The 14,356-nt window shown below is 48.5% G+C and carries 10 protein-coding genes; 4 read left to right on the plus strand and 6 right to left on the minus strand.

The window, feature by feature from the left end:
* Positions 1-102: 102 nt before the first annotated feature.
* Together C0068_RS06420 and C0068_RS06425 are read right to left on the minus strand one after the other, a co-directional pair.
* Positions 103-807 (minus strand): DNA-3-methyladenine glycosylase I, encoded by a 705-nt coding sequence (locus tag C0068_RS06420; protein ID WP_103683659.1) that lies wholly within the window; start codon positions 805-807, stop codon positions 103-105.
* Positions 808-992: 185 nt separating this feature from the next.
* Entirely contained in the window at positions 993-1,424 is a 432-nt protein-coding gene (locus C0068_RS06425) for a CBS domain-containing protein (protein ID WP_199176124.1), read from the minus strand.
* Positions 1,425-1,656: 232 nt separating this feature from the next.
* Between C0068_RS06425 and C0068_RS06430 the strand changes: the two genes are divergently transcribed.
* Complete coding sequence (locus C0068_RS06430) at positions 1,657-3,369, plus strand: FAD-binding protein (protein WP_103683660.1); 1,713 nt, start codon at positions 1,657-1,659, stop codon at positions 3,367-3,369.
* Between the two features lie 173 nt (positions 3,370-3,542).
* Complete coding sequence (locus C0068_RS06435; RefSeq protein WP_103683661.1) at positions 3,543-5,972, plus strand: esterase-like activity of phytase family protein; 2,430 nt, start codon at positions 3,543-3,545, stop codon at positions 5,970-5,972.
* A gap of 83 nt (positions 5,973-6,055) precedes the next feature.
* Here C0068_RS06435 and C0068_RS06440 read toward each other — a convergent pair whose 3' ends face one another.
* Together C0068_RS06440 and C0068_RS06445 are read right to left on the minus strand one after the other, a co-directional pair.
* Positions 6,056-7,966, minus strand: coding sequence for a CHASE domain-containing protein (locus C0068_RS06440; protein ID WP_103683662.1), 1,911 nt, complete (start codon positions 7,964-7,966; stop codon positions 6,056-6,058).
* A gap of 120 nt (positions 7,967-8,086) precedes the next feature.
* Positions 8,087-9,571 (minus strand): FAD-dependent oxidoreductase, encoded by a 1,485-nt coding sequence (locus C0068_RS06445; RefSeq protein WP_103683663.1) that lies wholly within the window; start codon positions 9,569-9,571, stop codon positions 8,087-8,089.
* 308 nt (positions 9,572-9,879) lie between these two features.
* Here C0068_RS06445 and fabV point away from each other — a divergent pair, with 308 nt between their 5' ends.
* Complete coding sequence (gene fabV, locus C0068_RS06450; protein WP_103683700.1) at positions 9,880-11,070, plus strand: enoyl-ACP reductase FabV; 1,191 nt, start codon at positions 9,880-9,882, stop codon at positions 11,068-11,070.
* 256 nt (positions 11,071-11,326) lie between these two features.
* On the opposite strand, the gene C0068_RS06455 is transcribed toward fabV, so the two are convergent.
* Together C0068_RS06455 and C0068_RS06460 are read right to left on the minus strand one after the other, a co-directional pair.
* Positions 11,327-11,572, minus strand: a complete 246-nt coding sequence (locus C0068_RS06455; protein WP_146047847.1) for a hypothetical protein — start codon at positions 11,570-11,572, stop codon at positions 11,327-11,329.
* A 220-nt stretch (positions 11,573-11,792) separates the two neighbouring features.
* A complete protein-coding gene (locus C0068_RS06460; protein WP_103683665.1) occupies positions 11,793-12,449 on the minus strand; it encodes a peroxiredoxin in 657 nt (218 codons plus the stop codon).
* Positions 12,450-12,954: 505 nt separating this feature from the next.
* Between C0068_RS06460 and C0068_RS06465 the strand changes: the two genes are divergently transcribed.
* Positions 12,955-14,301 carry an MATE family efflux transporter gene (locus C0068_RS06465; RefSeq protein ID WP_103683666.1) on the plus strand — a complete coding sequence of 449 codons (1,347 nt, stop codon included), beginning with the start codon at positions 12,955-12,957 and terminating at the stop codon, positions 14,299-14,301.
* Positions 14,302-14,356: the final 55 nt, after the last annotated feature.

The following is a 14,356-nucleotide window of genomic DNA, read 5'->3' on the forward strand; positions in this document are numbered from 1 at the left end:
GGTATAGATCCTTCGCTTGCAGTTTAGCAAAAACGTCACATTGCCACAGAGTTATGACGTTAATATGAAAATCTGCGATCGAATTGCGAAGAGTTTATGTGCTTAGCGTGGGCCTATAGATAAAGCCAAAATCATACTTAATTCAGACAGGGAGCGGCCGCTTTCGGCACGCATCTCATTAAAAGCAGCCTGTACTTTGGCAAGATCGCTTTGACTGGTGATTTGGGTTTTGTCGACGATACCTTCTGCATGTAAGGCGGTACACACGTCACGGCTGAGTATAAAGGTGTCTTTCCCCATAAATCGTAAAAAATATTGCCCGGAATTGCCGCCTAAACGGTTACCGTGCTTCTTCAGGTATTTCCACAAGCCGACGATATTGTCTTCTGGCCACTCTGCTAGAAATTTTCCGAAGCTGCCGTGTTCGCGTTGAGTATCTAATATGAATAAGGCGTTTTCCTGAACGGACTTTACCTTGGTTAAATTGCGTACGATACGAGTGTCGGTGGCGATAGTTTCGATTTCCTCTGGGGATCTTGACGCCACCCAAATAGGCAGAAAGTGATTAAATACGGTTTCAAACCCTTCCCATTTTAATTGGATGATTCGCCACACAAAGCCCGCGCGGAAAACACAGGCCGCCATCTCTGCCAAATATCTATCGTCTTTAATGTTTGCTAACGCGGCCTTGCTTAAAGGCTTGGGTAGTTTGCCTTCTATCTCAGCTAAGCTGCCATGCTGAGCGATAGCGCGTTCTACATAACGCTGATACAAAGAGGCTGTGACGGAGGATTTTTTCGGCGACATGTTGGAACCACGTTTATTGCAGGAATGAGTGAGTGCTATCTGTCCATAGTATTACAATGAAATAAGATTTTCCGCGAGTTTATATAGGCATTCTTCGTTCTTTGCGAAGGCGTATCTCATTTTGTCCTAGAGGCCTTGCTACGTATTTATCCATTAAAGCGATTGTAGCGATTGGGTTTAATTGCTTAGTCGTGATCTCTGATGATAGTGCGGGCGGCGGCTAGAATGTCCCGCCAACTAATAATGCCAACGGGCGCGCTCTTCGCGTTGACAACCGGTAAGCAGGACAGGCCATGTTGTTCTAATACCGTCCAGGCATCACCAATATTGTCAGTGTCGGTCACCGTAATTGGCTTTCTTGTCATAATTTGATGCACTTTTTTGTTAAGTAGTGCTGCATCAGCGCTAGATTCCACAGGGGTGCCTGATCGTGGGCTAATAGCTTTGAATAAATCTCGGTCAGAAAGAATCCCGACTAGGCGCTGTTCTTCTGCAACCAACAAATGATGAAAGTGGGTGTTGGCAAAAATGTGGCGGACTTCGCGGAGGCTGTCGTCCATTTCTACGGTGACGACGGGGGTGCTCATGATGTCGCTAACAGCATCTTGTAGTGTCATGGTGGCGTCGCTAATTACCCGAAAATAGAGTCTAAACGTTTATTTATATGCAGGTTTACAGTCATCTTAGTCCATTTTGTGTTTCTTTTGCGAGGTCGATTTGGTCGCGCTATGTAATCACTAATACAGACGGATGATAGGGGGGAGGGCAGCAGCGGTTTATGATGGCGACTATCATCCTCATACTATCGCGGTGAGCTTGCTGGCATCAAACAGGGCGGGAATATAATAAATGGCCGAAATCAAATGGGATCACAGTGTCGACGTACTGGTCGTAGGCAGTGGTAACGGCGCTTTGACAGCGGCGTTGAGCTGTTACGAAATGGGCGTGCAGGACGTGTTGGTGGTCGAGAAGTCAGCTCAAATTGGTGGCACCAGCGCGACCTCCGGTGGCGGTGTGTGGATTCCCTGCAATCGCTACGCGAAGGCGGCGGGGGCCAAAGACAGTTTTGACGATGCTAAGCAGTATTTGCTCAGCACAACGCCTGCAGGTGCTGTGCCCGAGGAGATGGTTGACGCTTATCTTGTCAACGGCCCCAAGATGATTGATTTTCTTCATGAGTGCAGTGATGTGCGCTATGAAACCCTAGAACACTACCCCGATTATTACACCAATGTTGAAGGCTCCCGCACCGGTCATCGCTCAATGGAACCAGAGCGCTTTGATTCGTCCTTATTGGGTGATGATGTAAAACGTCTGCGCCCTAGCCATCACATGATGCGCATGTTTGGCAAAATTTATTTCACCCAGGTCGAGGCAGCATTATTGGTATTGCAAGCCCCCGGCTGGATTAAACTCACCATGAAGCTTGTTGCTCAATGGGCTTTCGATCTTGCTTGGTGGCTGCGGGGTAACGGACTAAGTCGCCAAATTTGTACCGGCGCAGCCGGCGTGGCTAGATTGTGGTATTCGCTTAAAAAGCGAAATATACCGCTGTGGGCGAGTGTGCCGATGCAAGAGTTAATCGTTGAGGATGGCCGTGTGCTTGGCGCGGTGGTGATGCGAGATGGTAAATCCTTGCGCGTGCAAGCAAGAAAAGGGCTCGTGCTGGCGGCGGGGGGCTTTGAGCGTAATCAAGCCATGCGGGAGAAATATTTACCGGCTCCTACCAGCACCGATTGGAGTGGTGGTGTAGAGGGCAATACCGGCGATGCCATTCAGCAAGGTTTGGCCATAGGTGCTGCTACGCGTTTAATGGATGGAGCATGGTGGTGTACCACGGTATCGGTGCCGGGTGAGCCCGCGCCCCGCTTAAGTATTATGGAAAAGTCTTATCCCGGTTCTTGCATAGTAAATTTGCGCGGCGAGCGTTTTGCCAATGAATCGCAAAATTACATGGCCTTTCAAAAAGACCTTTATAAGCAACACAGTGCGGAGTCACCATGCTCTCCGATGTACCAAATTTTTGATGCCCGTTTTCGTCGCGACTATATTGTCGGCCCCTTAATGACCGCCTCCTTGAAACCCGACTGGACAATTCCCAAAGAGTGGTTTGAAACGAAGCTGGTCGGAAAGGCTGCGACGATTCGCGAGCTCGCCGAACAGCTTGGTATTGATGGCGACAATCTTGAAAAGACCGTGGCCAAAATGAATGCCTATGCAAAAACAGGTAAGGATGAAGATTTTCAACGTGGTGATTCGGCCTATGACCGGTATTACGGCGATCCGCGCTTTGAACCAAATCCCTGCTTAGGGGCTATTGAAGAAGCGCCTTTTTATGCGATGCGCCTAGAGGCGGGGGATTTTGGAACCCAGGGTGGTTTGGCGACCAACCCTAATGCGCAGGTCTTAAAAGAAGACGGTAGCGTCATCGACGGCTTGTATGCAATTGGCAATTGCAGTGCAGCGGTATTGCCTACCTATCCCGGTCCGGGCTCAACTTTAGGGCCAGCAATGACCTTTGCTTATCAAGCGGCAAAACATATCTGCGCTTATCAAGACTAATTTTATAGACGCCCTGACATTTCATTGTCAGCGCGTCTTTTCTTTTCTATCTCAGTAATAAGCTCTGCTGTCATATAAACTCCATTTTACTGACACATAACTGTCAGCGTTTTGTCGCAATCCAATAGTAGTCTCACGCGATTAATATTTCGCGTGTAACTACTGGAGGAAAAATGCATTTTAAAAAGACAGCTTTGGCATTGGGGATTATCGTAGGGACTTCGTTTTTGGTTGCCTGTGGTGGTGACAGCAACTCGAAGTCCAATAATGACAATGGCGGCGGTAATCTAACTCGCGAAATTAATCTTTTAGCAGGTAATGAGCATTGCTTTAGCGGCGGCGTGCAAACTGATTCCGGTACGGATAGCAACGCCAACAATGTTCTAGATGATAGCGAAGTGCTGAGCAGTACATTTGCATGCGCGCCAACCGTGTTAAACGAAGCAAAGAATTTTAATCGTATTGCCGCCTTGCCCGTTTGCTTACAAGACGATGCAAGTTGTGATTCCGATGAAACTACTGCTGCAGAAATAGTTGCCGCAAGTAGCGACGGTATGACACTGATTTATACCGACAGCCCAGCAGAGCGTGTCGGCTTTGTCGATATTACTGACCCATCTAAACCGAGTGTGTTAGGCGTGTTAGGTTTGGTTGGTGAGCCAACTTCAGTTGCTGTAAAAGGCGATTATGCATTGGTTGGTGTTAATACTGCTGCAGATTATATCAATGTGTCTGGAGCCTTAGACGTCATTAATATCGCAAGTCGTAGCAATGTGCGCAGTATTGATGTTGGCGGTCAGCCGGATTCTGTTGCCGTTAGCCCAGACGGGAATTACGCTGTCGTGGTTATCGAAAACGAGCGTGACGAAGACCTCGGTGACGGCGCTCCACCACAGCTACCCGCTGGTAAAGTTGTTATTGTAAATTTGACTGGCGAACCCGCCGCATGGACGACACAAACGATAGAACTCACTGGGCTAGCAGAATTATATGGCAATGACCCAGAGCCGGAGTTTGTCGATATCAACGCGAATAATGTCGCGGTAATTTCGCTTCAAGAAAATAACCATATTATTTTGCTCAATCTCGCCGATGGCAGCATTGTTAATCACTTTAGCGCTGGCACCGTAGATTTGACGGGCGTAGACGCTACGGAAGACGATCTAATTTCGCAAACTGAATCTTTGGATGATGTGCTGCGCGAACCTGACGGTGTAAGTTGGTTGTCTACTGAATACTTTGTTACTGCTAACGAGGGTGATCTCGACGGAGGCAGCCGCAGCTTCAGTGTATTTAGTACCGCTGGTGATGTGGTTTATGAGGCCGGCAATAGCCTAGATCATATAACGGCTCGCTATGGGCACTATCCAGAGTCGCGCTCTGAAAATAAAGGTAATGAGCCAGAGAACGCCGAGTTTGCGGTATTTGGTAGCGAGCGCTATTTGTTCGTAAACTCCGAGCGTTCTAGTGTGGTATTTGTCTATGACGTGGCAGATTTAACTAAGCCGGTATTCAAACAATTATTACCTGCGGCAGTTGGGCCAGAGGGCGCTTTGGCGATTCCTTCACGTAACCTCTTGGTTGTTGCCAGCGAAGAAGATAGTCGTGATGATGTGATGCGCTCAGCGCTAAATATTTATCAGTATGGTTCTGCGCCACAAGCGTACCCAACAATCGTATCGAATGATCGTGCAGACGGCTCGCCAATTTCCTGGAGCGCACTGTCGGGATTGTCGGCTGATCCCTCAAATAGCGATCTGATTTACGCGGTGGATGACAGCTACTACAAGCAGAATCGCATATTTACAATCGATGTCAGTGAGCAGCCTGCGGTAATCACCAAAGAAACGCGTATTACCGATGGCAACGGTGTATTGGCTGCATTGCCCGCCGGCGTATTACCCGCCTCCGCAATCAACGCAGATAAGACCGTTAATATCGATCCAGAAGGTGTGGCTAAACTAGCGGATGGCAGCTTTTGGATAGCGTCAGAAGGTTCAGGAAACGCAATTGACGGCCCCGTTGCCAGTATGAACGTGCTTGTGAAAACCGATGCTAATGGTCTTGTCACCCAAGCCGTTACCTTGCCAGATGCTGTCAATGCTATTCAGCGCAACAATGGATTTGAAGGAGTCGCGGAATATCAAGGTAAGCTCTATGTTGCTTTCCAGCGCGCATGGCAGGGTGAAGCCAATGTTCGTGTCGGCATTTACGATATCGCAAACGCAACATGGTCATTCCTGTTTTATCCCTTGGATGCGCCAGAATCGCAAAACGGTGGCTGGGTAGGTTTGTCTGAAATCACGTCCATCGGCAATGGTGAGTTTTTAGTGATAGAACGCGATAACCAAGGCGGACCAGATGCAGCGATCAAGCGCTTGTATAAGTTTGATACCAGTGTCTTGGCAGACGGTGCAATTGTCACCAAAACCTTGGTGCGCGATGTGTTGCTCGATATGAAGGCTACCGGCGGTCTAGTCACAGAAAAAATTGAAGGCACAGCCTTGTTGAGCAATGGTGATTTGCTAATGGTTAACGATAATGATGGCGTTGAAGACAGCAATGGCGAAACGCAATTAATCAATCTTGGCAATATTTTGTAATTGGTATTTTATAAATGTAGCCCGCGCTTGCGCGGGCTTTTTTTGGGCTAATATTTGTGTATTGAAATATCTACTTCGCTACGTTAAATCGTTTTAGGAATTGTAAAGAAGAAGGTCGTACCCGCATTTGCCTCTGAATGTATCCAAATCTCACCGCCGTGCAGCGTGACAACTTTTTTGCACTTTGCTAAACCTATTCCGCTACCGGGATAGTCGTGTTGCGCATGTAGCCGTTTGAATAGTAAAAAAATATGATCAAACTGCTGAGGGTCAATACCAATGCCGTCGTCCTGTATTGAGAAAAGCCAATTGCCGCCGTCGTCTTTACAGCTTACGGAAATGTGGGGAGTGGAATTAGGCTTACTAAATTTTATGGCATTGCTAATTAAATTTTGAAAAAGCATATGTAATTCGGTTGAATACGCTTTTATGGTCGGTAATCTGGAGCGGCTTATTTCCGCTTGGTGCTCATTGATGCTGCTGTCTAAATCGGCTAGCACATTGTCTAATAGTTTCTCGCAGTCCACCGTTGCTAATTCTGGTTCGCGACCTATTCTGCTGTAAGACATCAAGCCTAAGACAAGTCTTCGCATTCGCTCAGCCGCTTCGTTGATGTATTGAATAGACGCCTGTACATGGGGCGAGTTGTCTTTATCTTCGAGCTCTGATTTTAGCAATTCTGTAAAACTGGTTAATGTGCGCAATGGTTCTTGCAAGTCGTGGGAGGCAGCAAAAGCAAATTGCTCTAGTTCTTTATTGCTTTCTCGCAATTGCTTTATGTTGTGTTCCAGTTCTAATGATTTAGTTTGGTAGCCCTTAGATATTTCATTTGCCAGTAAGGTGGCGCGGCGATTTGCGTTACTTAGTATAAGAAATAAGAAAAACAACATGGCATCGATTAGTATGCCGCCAAGCAGTATGAATGTCGGCTGAGAATTTTTTGCTTCATCTCTAAAGTCGGTGGTGCTTCTAATTGTAATTTGCCATTGTCGCCCGTAAATATCTAATGGAAACGTTTGTTCAAATTGCGGATTCTTGTCGAAGCGTTGGTCATCACTATTGTTCTCGTTGTAAAGCGTAAAATCGTCGTCGCGAATGGTGATTCCAACGTGGCGGCGCGCTTTTTCAAGTGTACCCAGCATGAGTTTGTTAACAATAAACGGCGCGTACACCATGCCTGAGAATTGCTTTTGGCGTTCGGGTACATTTAGTGGAGTGGCGCTTGCTGCGCCATTGGAGCGATAGAACGGTGCGTAAAATAAAAATCCGGGTGTGCGCTCGGTAGACTGAACCAAATAAATTGGCCCGGTAATTTGTGCTTTTCCGCTATCTCTTGCCTTAAGTGCTGCATTCAAGCGGTTTTGTTCGTGGGCGACATCTAGACCGACGGCATTGGCATTTTCGGCGATTGGCTCTATATAGGTGATAGGTAGTCGGTAAGGGTTTTCGTGTTTGGGGTGGATGCCGTAGTTTGGTCGATCGCCTTGTTGGGAATCTAGATAATCGGCTAGTTCTGTGTCTGGCACATTGAAAATAACACCGATGCCGTTTATGCCGCGATATTTTTCAGGTAGCCGCAATGCAGTCGCAAAACTATTCCACTGAGAAAAACTAACGCTGCCCCCGTGAGATTGAATGTTTGCTACGCCAGACCATAACGCGTCTTCGTATTTTTGCAGGCGCTCAATAATTAAGGTAATGACTTGATCGGCTTCGCGATGAAATCGATTTTCATTTTTTTCCTGAATTTGTATTTTTGAATACTGCCAAACGCCAATAGTCATTAGTAGTGATAGCGCGACGATAAGCCAGTGTACCCAATGCAGGCTTCCTACCTTGGAGGTTTTGTGTTGCTCTATCAGAGTCGCAATATTCTGTTCTTCGGAGCTGCTCATGCATTTACAAATTTTATGACGTTTGTTGTGAGTGTCGAATAGTAGCGGCGGATCAAATTCGATAGCGATATCTGTACGGTACATGCTTTTGCTGCGCATAAAGTGGCAGCCACTATGATAGCGGTCTATTGTGGCGCCTCAAGTTGGAGGGTGGTATGGCTGATTATACCTACAGCGCTAGCAGCTCATACAAGCTGCTAGCTAGGCGAACGCTGCTACTCAGAGGGATGCTGTTTTGCCCGCCATGCGGCCAAAGTAGGTCACGTCGCCAACCGACATGCCGCTGGCATAACCTGCCGCAGTGCGCGGAATACCTGCGGTAGTGCGACCTGCCGCATATAGACCCTTGATGATGTTGCCTTCTGGTGTGAGTACTTCGCCGCTTGGGAGTGTGTCTAGGCCGCCTAGGGTAAAGAAGGGATAGAAGGGGCCGCGACCTAGGGTGCAGTCCAAGGCCACGTAAGGGGGTTTGATGGGGCGTAACCACGCTTCGTGTTTGTGAAAGTATGGGTCGTCGCCGGTTTCTGCATGTTTGTTATAGGTATCTACCGTGTATTGCAGGCTGCCTTCAGGCAGGGTTAGCTCTTGTTCTAATTCGGCAATGCTATCGCCAGTTCCTGCGACCGTTGCGCCGAGGTAGCTCATTTTTTCGTAATCGCCATAGCCCTCAACATCGGTAATAAAGTAGATGCGCGATGAATTGCGTTGCGCGATCAGGGCGTTGTATCCCACGCGACCGTGGTAACAGTCTTCATTGATAAAGCGCTGGGCCTTGTCATTGACCAAAATGCCGTAAGTTAGCGATGCCGGTGGGTAATAGGGGAGGCTGACAAAGCACTCGTGCATATTGCTAGTGCCTGCACCCGCACCCATGCCCATCAGGATGCCGCTGCCGGTGTCGCCAGGATTGCCAATAGGGATTAAGCCGCAGTCAAAGGTAGGGGCGTATTTCTTGACCATGTCTTCGTTCATGCAGAAGCCACCGGCACATAAAATCACGCCTTTGCGCGCCCTTACGTTTTTTTCTTGCTGGTCGATTCTCACCACAATACCGTCGACGTCGCCGGCGTCGTTCACAATTAGAGTTAGGGCGCGGCTGTCGTAATGAACGTCTACCGCCCGTGAATTGACCGCCTCGGTGAGGATTTTCATCAGCAGCGGGCCGCCGTTGTCGCCCTCTACTTGAAGGTTGTGGCCTCGGGGTACGGGGCTGGCGTGTTCGGTAAAGGGATAGGCTTTTTCGTTGCCGGTGAATAATAAACAGTCGTCGGTGAGCGCCATGATCGCGCGCTCTTTCAGCTCGCTTAATTTGAATGGCACGCCAAGCCCAGTCAGCCAATTGTAATGACCAATGCTGTTTTCACAGTAATGGCGAATTTTGGCCTCGTCAGCCTGATTGCCGAAGCAGGCCTTTAAATAGTTCACCATGTTTTCGGTATCGTCATGGTAGCCGCAGGCCTGTTGCACTGGTGTGCCGCCATTGCCACCCATATAAATCTCGGCGCTCGATAATGCGGTAGAGCCGCCACTGGCACTGGCCAGCTCAAAAATACTGACTTTACTGCCGGCATCGGCTGATTCGATCGCGGCAGATGCACCTGCGCCGCCAAAACCGATAATGGCGATATCTGTCTCAATGTCCCAGTGGGTAATGTCTTTAGAGTTGCGCGGCGTGGTAGCGGTGGTTTTATTGGTTTGACTCATGGTGAACCCTAATTATTAGATTGTATGGCAGCACTAGCGGAGCACCTATTTGGTTTGCGATAGGCGCGGATATAAACGCTGATAGTTGCTTGGGCGGTGGTGTACGGTTTAGGTCTAATTGTAGGCAATCTTATTTTAATCGGCGCGGGCATAGCATCCGTTAAACGGATGAGGTTGTTTCGGCGCGCTTTCGCAATGTTGACGTTGAGTATTAGTGCTCGCCGGCAAGGCTGGTTATAATGCCCGCCAAACTAGGGCCTGTTAACAGACCCAAAACACGCTTAATTTATTTGGAGCAGGGATTCCCTATGATCATCAAGCCTCGTGTGCGCGGATTTATGTGTGTCACAACCCACCCAGTTGGTTGTGAGGCCAACGTAGCTCAGCAGATAGACTACGTAAAAGCTCAAGGTGCCATCCCAAATGGCCCCAAGCGGGTGCTGGTGATTGGTGCCTCTACGGGTTACGGCTTGGCCTCGCGTATTAGCGCAGCATTTGGTGCTGGTGCCTCCACGCTAGGTATTTTCTTTGAAAAAGAAGGTACCGAGAAAAAGCCAGGAACAGCGGGTTGGTATAACTCGGCAGCCTTCCACAAATTTGCTGAGGCTGAAGGCATTTATGCAAAAAGCATTAATGGCGATGCCTTTTCTGATGCGATCAAAGAAAAGACCATTGCGCAAATTAAGGCAGACCTTGGGCAGGTCGATTTAGTGGTTTACAGCTTGGCCTCGCCACGTCGTCAGCACCCTAAAACCGGTGAGGTGTTTAATTCAACACTCAAGCCCATTGGTAAAGATGTCACCCAGCGCGGCGTAAATACCGATAAAGAAACCATTGAAAGCTTTACCTTGGTTGCGGCCAACGAAGACGAGATTAACAACACCGTCGCGGTAATGGGTGGTGAAGACTGGCAGATGTGGATAGATGCCTTAGATGAGGCTGGCGTATTGGCCGATGGCGCTAAAACCACAGCTTACACCTACCTTGGCGACAAATTAACCTGGGACATTTACTGGCATGGCACTATTGGCGCGGCCAAGAAAGACCTCGATAAGCGCGTTATCAGCATTCGCGAGAAGCTTGCCCGCACCGGCGGTGATGCACGCGTTTCGGTCTTGAAGGCTGTTGTGACACAAGCTAGCTCAGCGATTCCGGTCATGCCACTGTATTTGGCCCTGCTGTTTAAAGCCATGAAGGCGGACGGTAGTCATGAGGGTTGTATTGAGCAGGTGTATGGTCTGTTCAAAAATAGCCTCTACGGTGATGCGCCGATTAAAGACGAAGAAGGCCGTTTGCGCGCGGATGGCTTAGAAATGCGTCCAGAGATTCAGGCTGCTGTCGAAAAAATGTGGGATGACGTGACCACAGAGAACTTAATGGCGACGACTGACTTTGCAGGCTACAAGCGCGAATTTCTACGCCTATTTGGTTTTGAGATTGACGGTGTTGACTATGACGCTGATGTTGATCCAGTGGTGGAAATCAGAAATATGGTCTAAAGGGGGCGTGCCCTAATTGCGCCATGTATAACAAGGTGCTTAATTGAGGGCGTGCTCATAATACACAGTGTTTGTGATGTTTTTAAAAGGCCCCGCAGCGTCGCTGCGGGGCCTTTTTTGCGCTGAAAACCATTCACGCGGGCTAGTTGTCGTTGGTGGGGGCTGATGTATCGCGAATTTCTGTATAAGGGTAAAAGCGCGCGAATGGTTCGGGTGGTGTCGCTTGGGTGCTTAAATATAAAAAGCACCGTCGCTACTAGCTGCCCAGTGCAAGATGAAGAACGAGCTGAGAGCCTACAAAGCAGGTGGTGAAGAAAATTGACATTGCAACTATGCCAGATATAACAACGACTAGCGGCTTGTCTTCAGCTAAATCCATCATTTTTTTACGGCCTTCTTTGTTTTGTAAGGCGAACATTAACGACAAAGCTTGCCCTACAATTTCAAAAAAGCTGAGCGGTTTTTGCTCGCTGATCTTGTTTTTCGGTGTTAATGCAGACATTAAATTCATACCTTTAGTTAATGCTTGGTTATGAGAATGTAAGCCTTTTCGGGTAAGGCCTACATGGCTCTGCGTCCTTGTAATAAAACATTCTACTCAGGGGCTTCACCGAATGAAAGGTGTTGAGGTTTTGCTGAGTATACGCGCAGTGCAGGTGATCTGCGCTGCGCGTCGAATGTTTTTCCTAATTCAACAAAGCCGGCTCGTGGAAAGCCTCTTATTAACTTTTTGCCGCTGATACGAATCGTAGATAAGGTAGTTTTATGTCTACCTCGCCAAATTTCTCTTTTGCTTGTTCATCGCTCAGGCTGAGCCCTACGATCACATCTTGCCCCGCTACCCAGTTGGCTGGTGTGGCAATCGGGGCGCCGTCGGTAATTTGAATGGCGTCGAGAGCGCGCAAAATTTCCGCAAAATTGCGGCCTACCGACATGGGGTAAGACATGGTAAGACGGATTTTTTTGTCTGGGCCAATGATGAAAACAGTTCTTACGGTGGCGCTGTCAGCGGGAGTTCGGCCATCGCTTAGATAGGCGTCGGCGGGAAGCATATTGTATAGCTTTGATACCTGCAGTGATGTGTCGTCGATGATAGGGAAATCGGCGGGGGCGCCAGCAAAGGCTTCAATGTCGCGTTTCCACTTTATATGTTCTTCAACGGTGTCTACGGATACGCCCATTACTTTGGTGTTACGTTTAATAAATTCAGGGACAAGCTGGGCTACGGCGCCAAATTCGGTTGTGCAAACCGGAGTGAAATCCTTTGGGTGGGAAAATAAGATCGCGTAGGAATCACCAATCCATTCATGAAGTGTAAGTTCGCCAGCGGTTGAGTCTACTGTAAAGTTCGGTGCGGTATCATTTATACGAATTGTCATGAGAATAATCCTTTAATGTCGTTTAGTGAAAAACATCTGACCAGCGAGAGCGCTTGCTGGTGAAGTGTTTCTATCCCCGTGCGTGAGCTCTTTCATTACTGTTGTCACACCGTGTAATAGCAAGTCTCGCACCAGGGCTTAAAATTCAATGTGTATTTTTTTAAGTTTTTGTTTTTAAAGTATATTTTTTGTTTTGTTGAGCAAGGTGAAAGGCAGAAAAGAATAGGCTTTGCCATTTTTGGCTAAAATATTTGTCAATAATGTCAGAGTTCTGGGTGGGTAAGTGAATTAAGGTGGGTGTTGGCATTCGTAGTGGGCAGGTGTAGGGGTAGCGCAATATCTTAATTCCTATTTTATTGTGGGTTATAAGCGAAAATTCCTCGTTTATCGGTGATGTTGGCCTGCCGTGAAAATTGCGTGTTCTATTTACCCTAAAAATTTCGAATTATTTGCGAGTCGCGTCGCCCTAGGCTAGAGTGTGGCGGTTTTTTGCATCGGTAAATCCATGTCTGTTACAGCCCGTCACGAACTGCGAACCCAGCTGAAATTGGCACTGCCCATTTTTGGCGGCCAACTGGCGCAATCTGCCAATGGTTTTGTCGACACAGTGATGGCAGGCAGGGTTTCGGCACTCGATTTAGCAGCCGTTGCCGTGGGCGCCAGTATTTGGGTGCCAGTGTTTCTATTTATGACAGGTATGCTGATGAGCGCCACCTCGGTATTGGCGCGACACGTTGGCGCCAATCAGCTCGATCGTATTAATCCCTTGGTGCATCAGGTTGTCGCAGTCGCTGTGGCGCTCGGTATCGTGTCGGTGTTTATTCTGTGCAATGTTGCGCCGCTGCTCACTTGGATGGATGTCGATCCCGCGATACGCCCGATGGTAGTCGATTACCTGTTTGGCTTGAGCTGGGGTATGCCTGCTATTGCGGTTGTCTTGGCGCTGCGCAGCTACACCGAAGCCCTAAGTCATACGCGGCCGGTGTTACTTATTAGCGTGGTTGGGCTCTTAGCGAATATCCCAATTAACTATGTGCTCATTTACGGCAAACTCGGCGTTCCTGCCATGGGCGGCGTGGGTTGTGGCTGGGCAACCGCGATAGTCATGTGGATTATGGCGATACTAATGCTGGTCTATGTGCATCGCCACCGTGCTTACAGCATGGCGCGCCTTTCTTTGCGCCCCTGGCACTGGGAGCCTAAAACCGTCACCTATTTACTGAGGCTCGGCTTTCCCGTCGGTTTAACGATTTTCTTTGAGGTGAGCGTGTTTTGCATTATTGCCTTATTGATCAGTCAGTCCGGTGCCGAAATTGTTGCCGGTCATCAGCTAGCGCTTAATTTCACCTCATTGGTATTTATGCTGCCGCTCAGTTTCGCCTTGGCGGCTACCACCCGTGTTGGACATGCGCGGGGGCGTCAAGACGATGCCGGACTGCGGGTCGCGATTGCTGTCGCCTTTAAAATTACTCTGGTGATTGGTGTATTGATGGTGTCTGTGTTGGTGCTTGGTCGACACAGAATTCCCTTAATTTACACCGACAACGCAGAGGTTATTGTCCTAGCAAGCTACCTGCTCCTATTTGCAGCGCTGTATCAAGTGTCTGATGCTATTCAGGTCACCGCCAACGGCTGCCTGCGCGGATTTGAAGACACCACTATTCCTATGCTGCTCACACTATTTGCGTATTGGGGCGTGGGTTTGCCAATTGGCTATGTGTTGGCAACGACTAATATACTGCTGCCCGCAATGGGTCCCAGCGGCTTTTGGTTGGGCTTGTTTGCGGGGCTTAGTTCTGCGGCTGTATTACTGGTGTTTCGCCTGCGTTGGCGCCTGCGTCAACCCTTGTGAGGCATTGTGCTCACGAATTGCAGGATGCTTTGTATACAGTGTATTTGACCTGTTT

Origin of the sequence: Zhongshania marina (assembly GCF_002915595.1) — a bacterium.
Classification (GTDB): Bacteria; Pseudomonadota; Gammaproteobacteria; order Pseudomonadales; family Spongiibacteraceae; genus Spongiibacter; species Spongiibacter marinus_B.

Bases quoted from the DNA above. Each gene is read 5' to 3' on its own strand.
- C0068_RS06420 (WP_103683659.1), bottom strand. From the start codon at position 807: ATGTCGCCGAAAAAATCCTCCGTCACAGCCTCTTTGTATCAGCGTTAT.
- C0068_RS06425 (WP_199176124.1), bottom strand. From the start codon at position 1,424: ATGACACTACAAGATGCTGTTAGCGACATCATGAGCACCCCCGTCGTC.
- C0068_RS06430 (WP_103683660.1), top strand. From the start codon at position 1,657: ATGGCCGAAATCAAATGGGATCACAGTGTCGACGTACTGGTCGTAGGC.
- C0068_RS06435 (WP_103683661.1), top strand. From the start codon at position 3,543: ATGCATTTTAAAAAGACAGCTTTGGCATTGGGGATTATCGTAGGGACT.
- C0068_RS06440 (WP_103683662.1), bottom strand. From the start codon at position 7,966: ATGCGCAGCAAAAGCATGTACCGTACAGATATCGCTATCGAATTTGAT.
- C0068_RS06445 (WP_103683663.1), bottom strand. From the start codon at position 9,571: ATGAGTCAAACCAATAAAACCACCGCTACCACGCCGCGCAACTCTAAA.
- fabV (WP_103683700.1), top strand. From the start codon at position 9,880: ATGATCATCAAGCCTCGTGTGCGCGGATTTATGTGTGTCACAACCCAC.
- C0068_RS06455 (WP_146047847.1), bottom strand. From the start codon at position 11,572: ATGTCTGCATTAACACCGAAAAACAAGATCAGCGAGCAAAAACCGCTC.
- C0068_RS06460 (WP_103683665.1), bottom strand. From the start codon at position 12,449: ATGACAATTCGTATAAATGATACCGCACCGAACTTTACAGTAGACTCA.
- C0068_RS06465 (WP_103683666.1), top strand. From the start codon at position 12,955: ATGTCTGTTACAGCCCGTCACGAACTGCGAACCCAGCTGAAATTGGCA.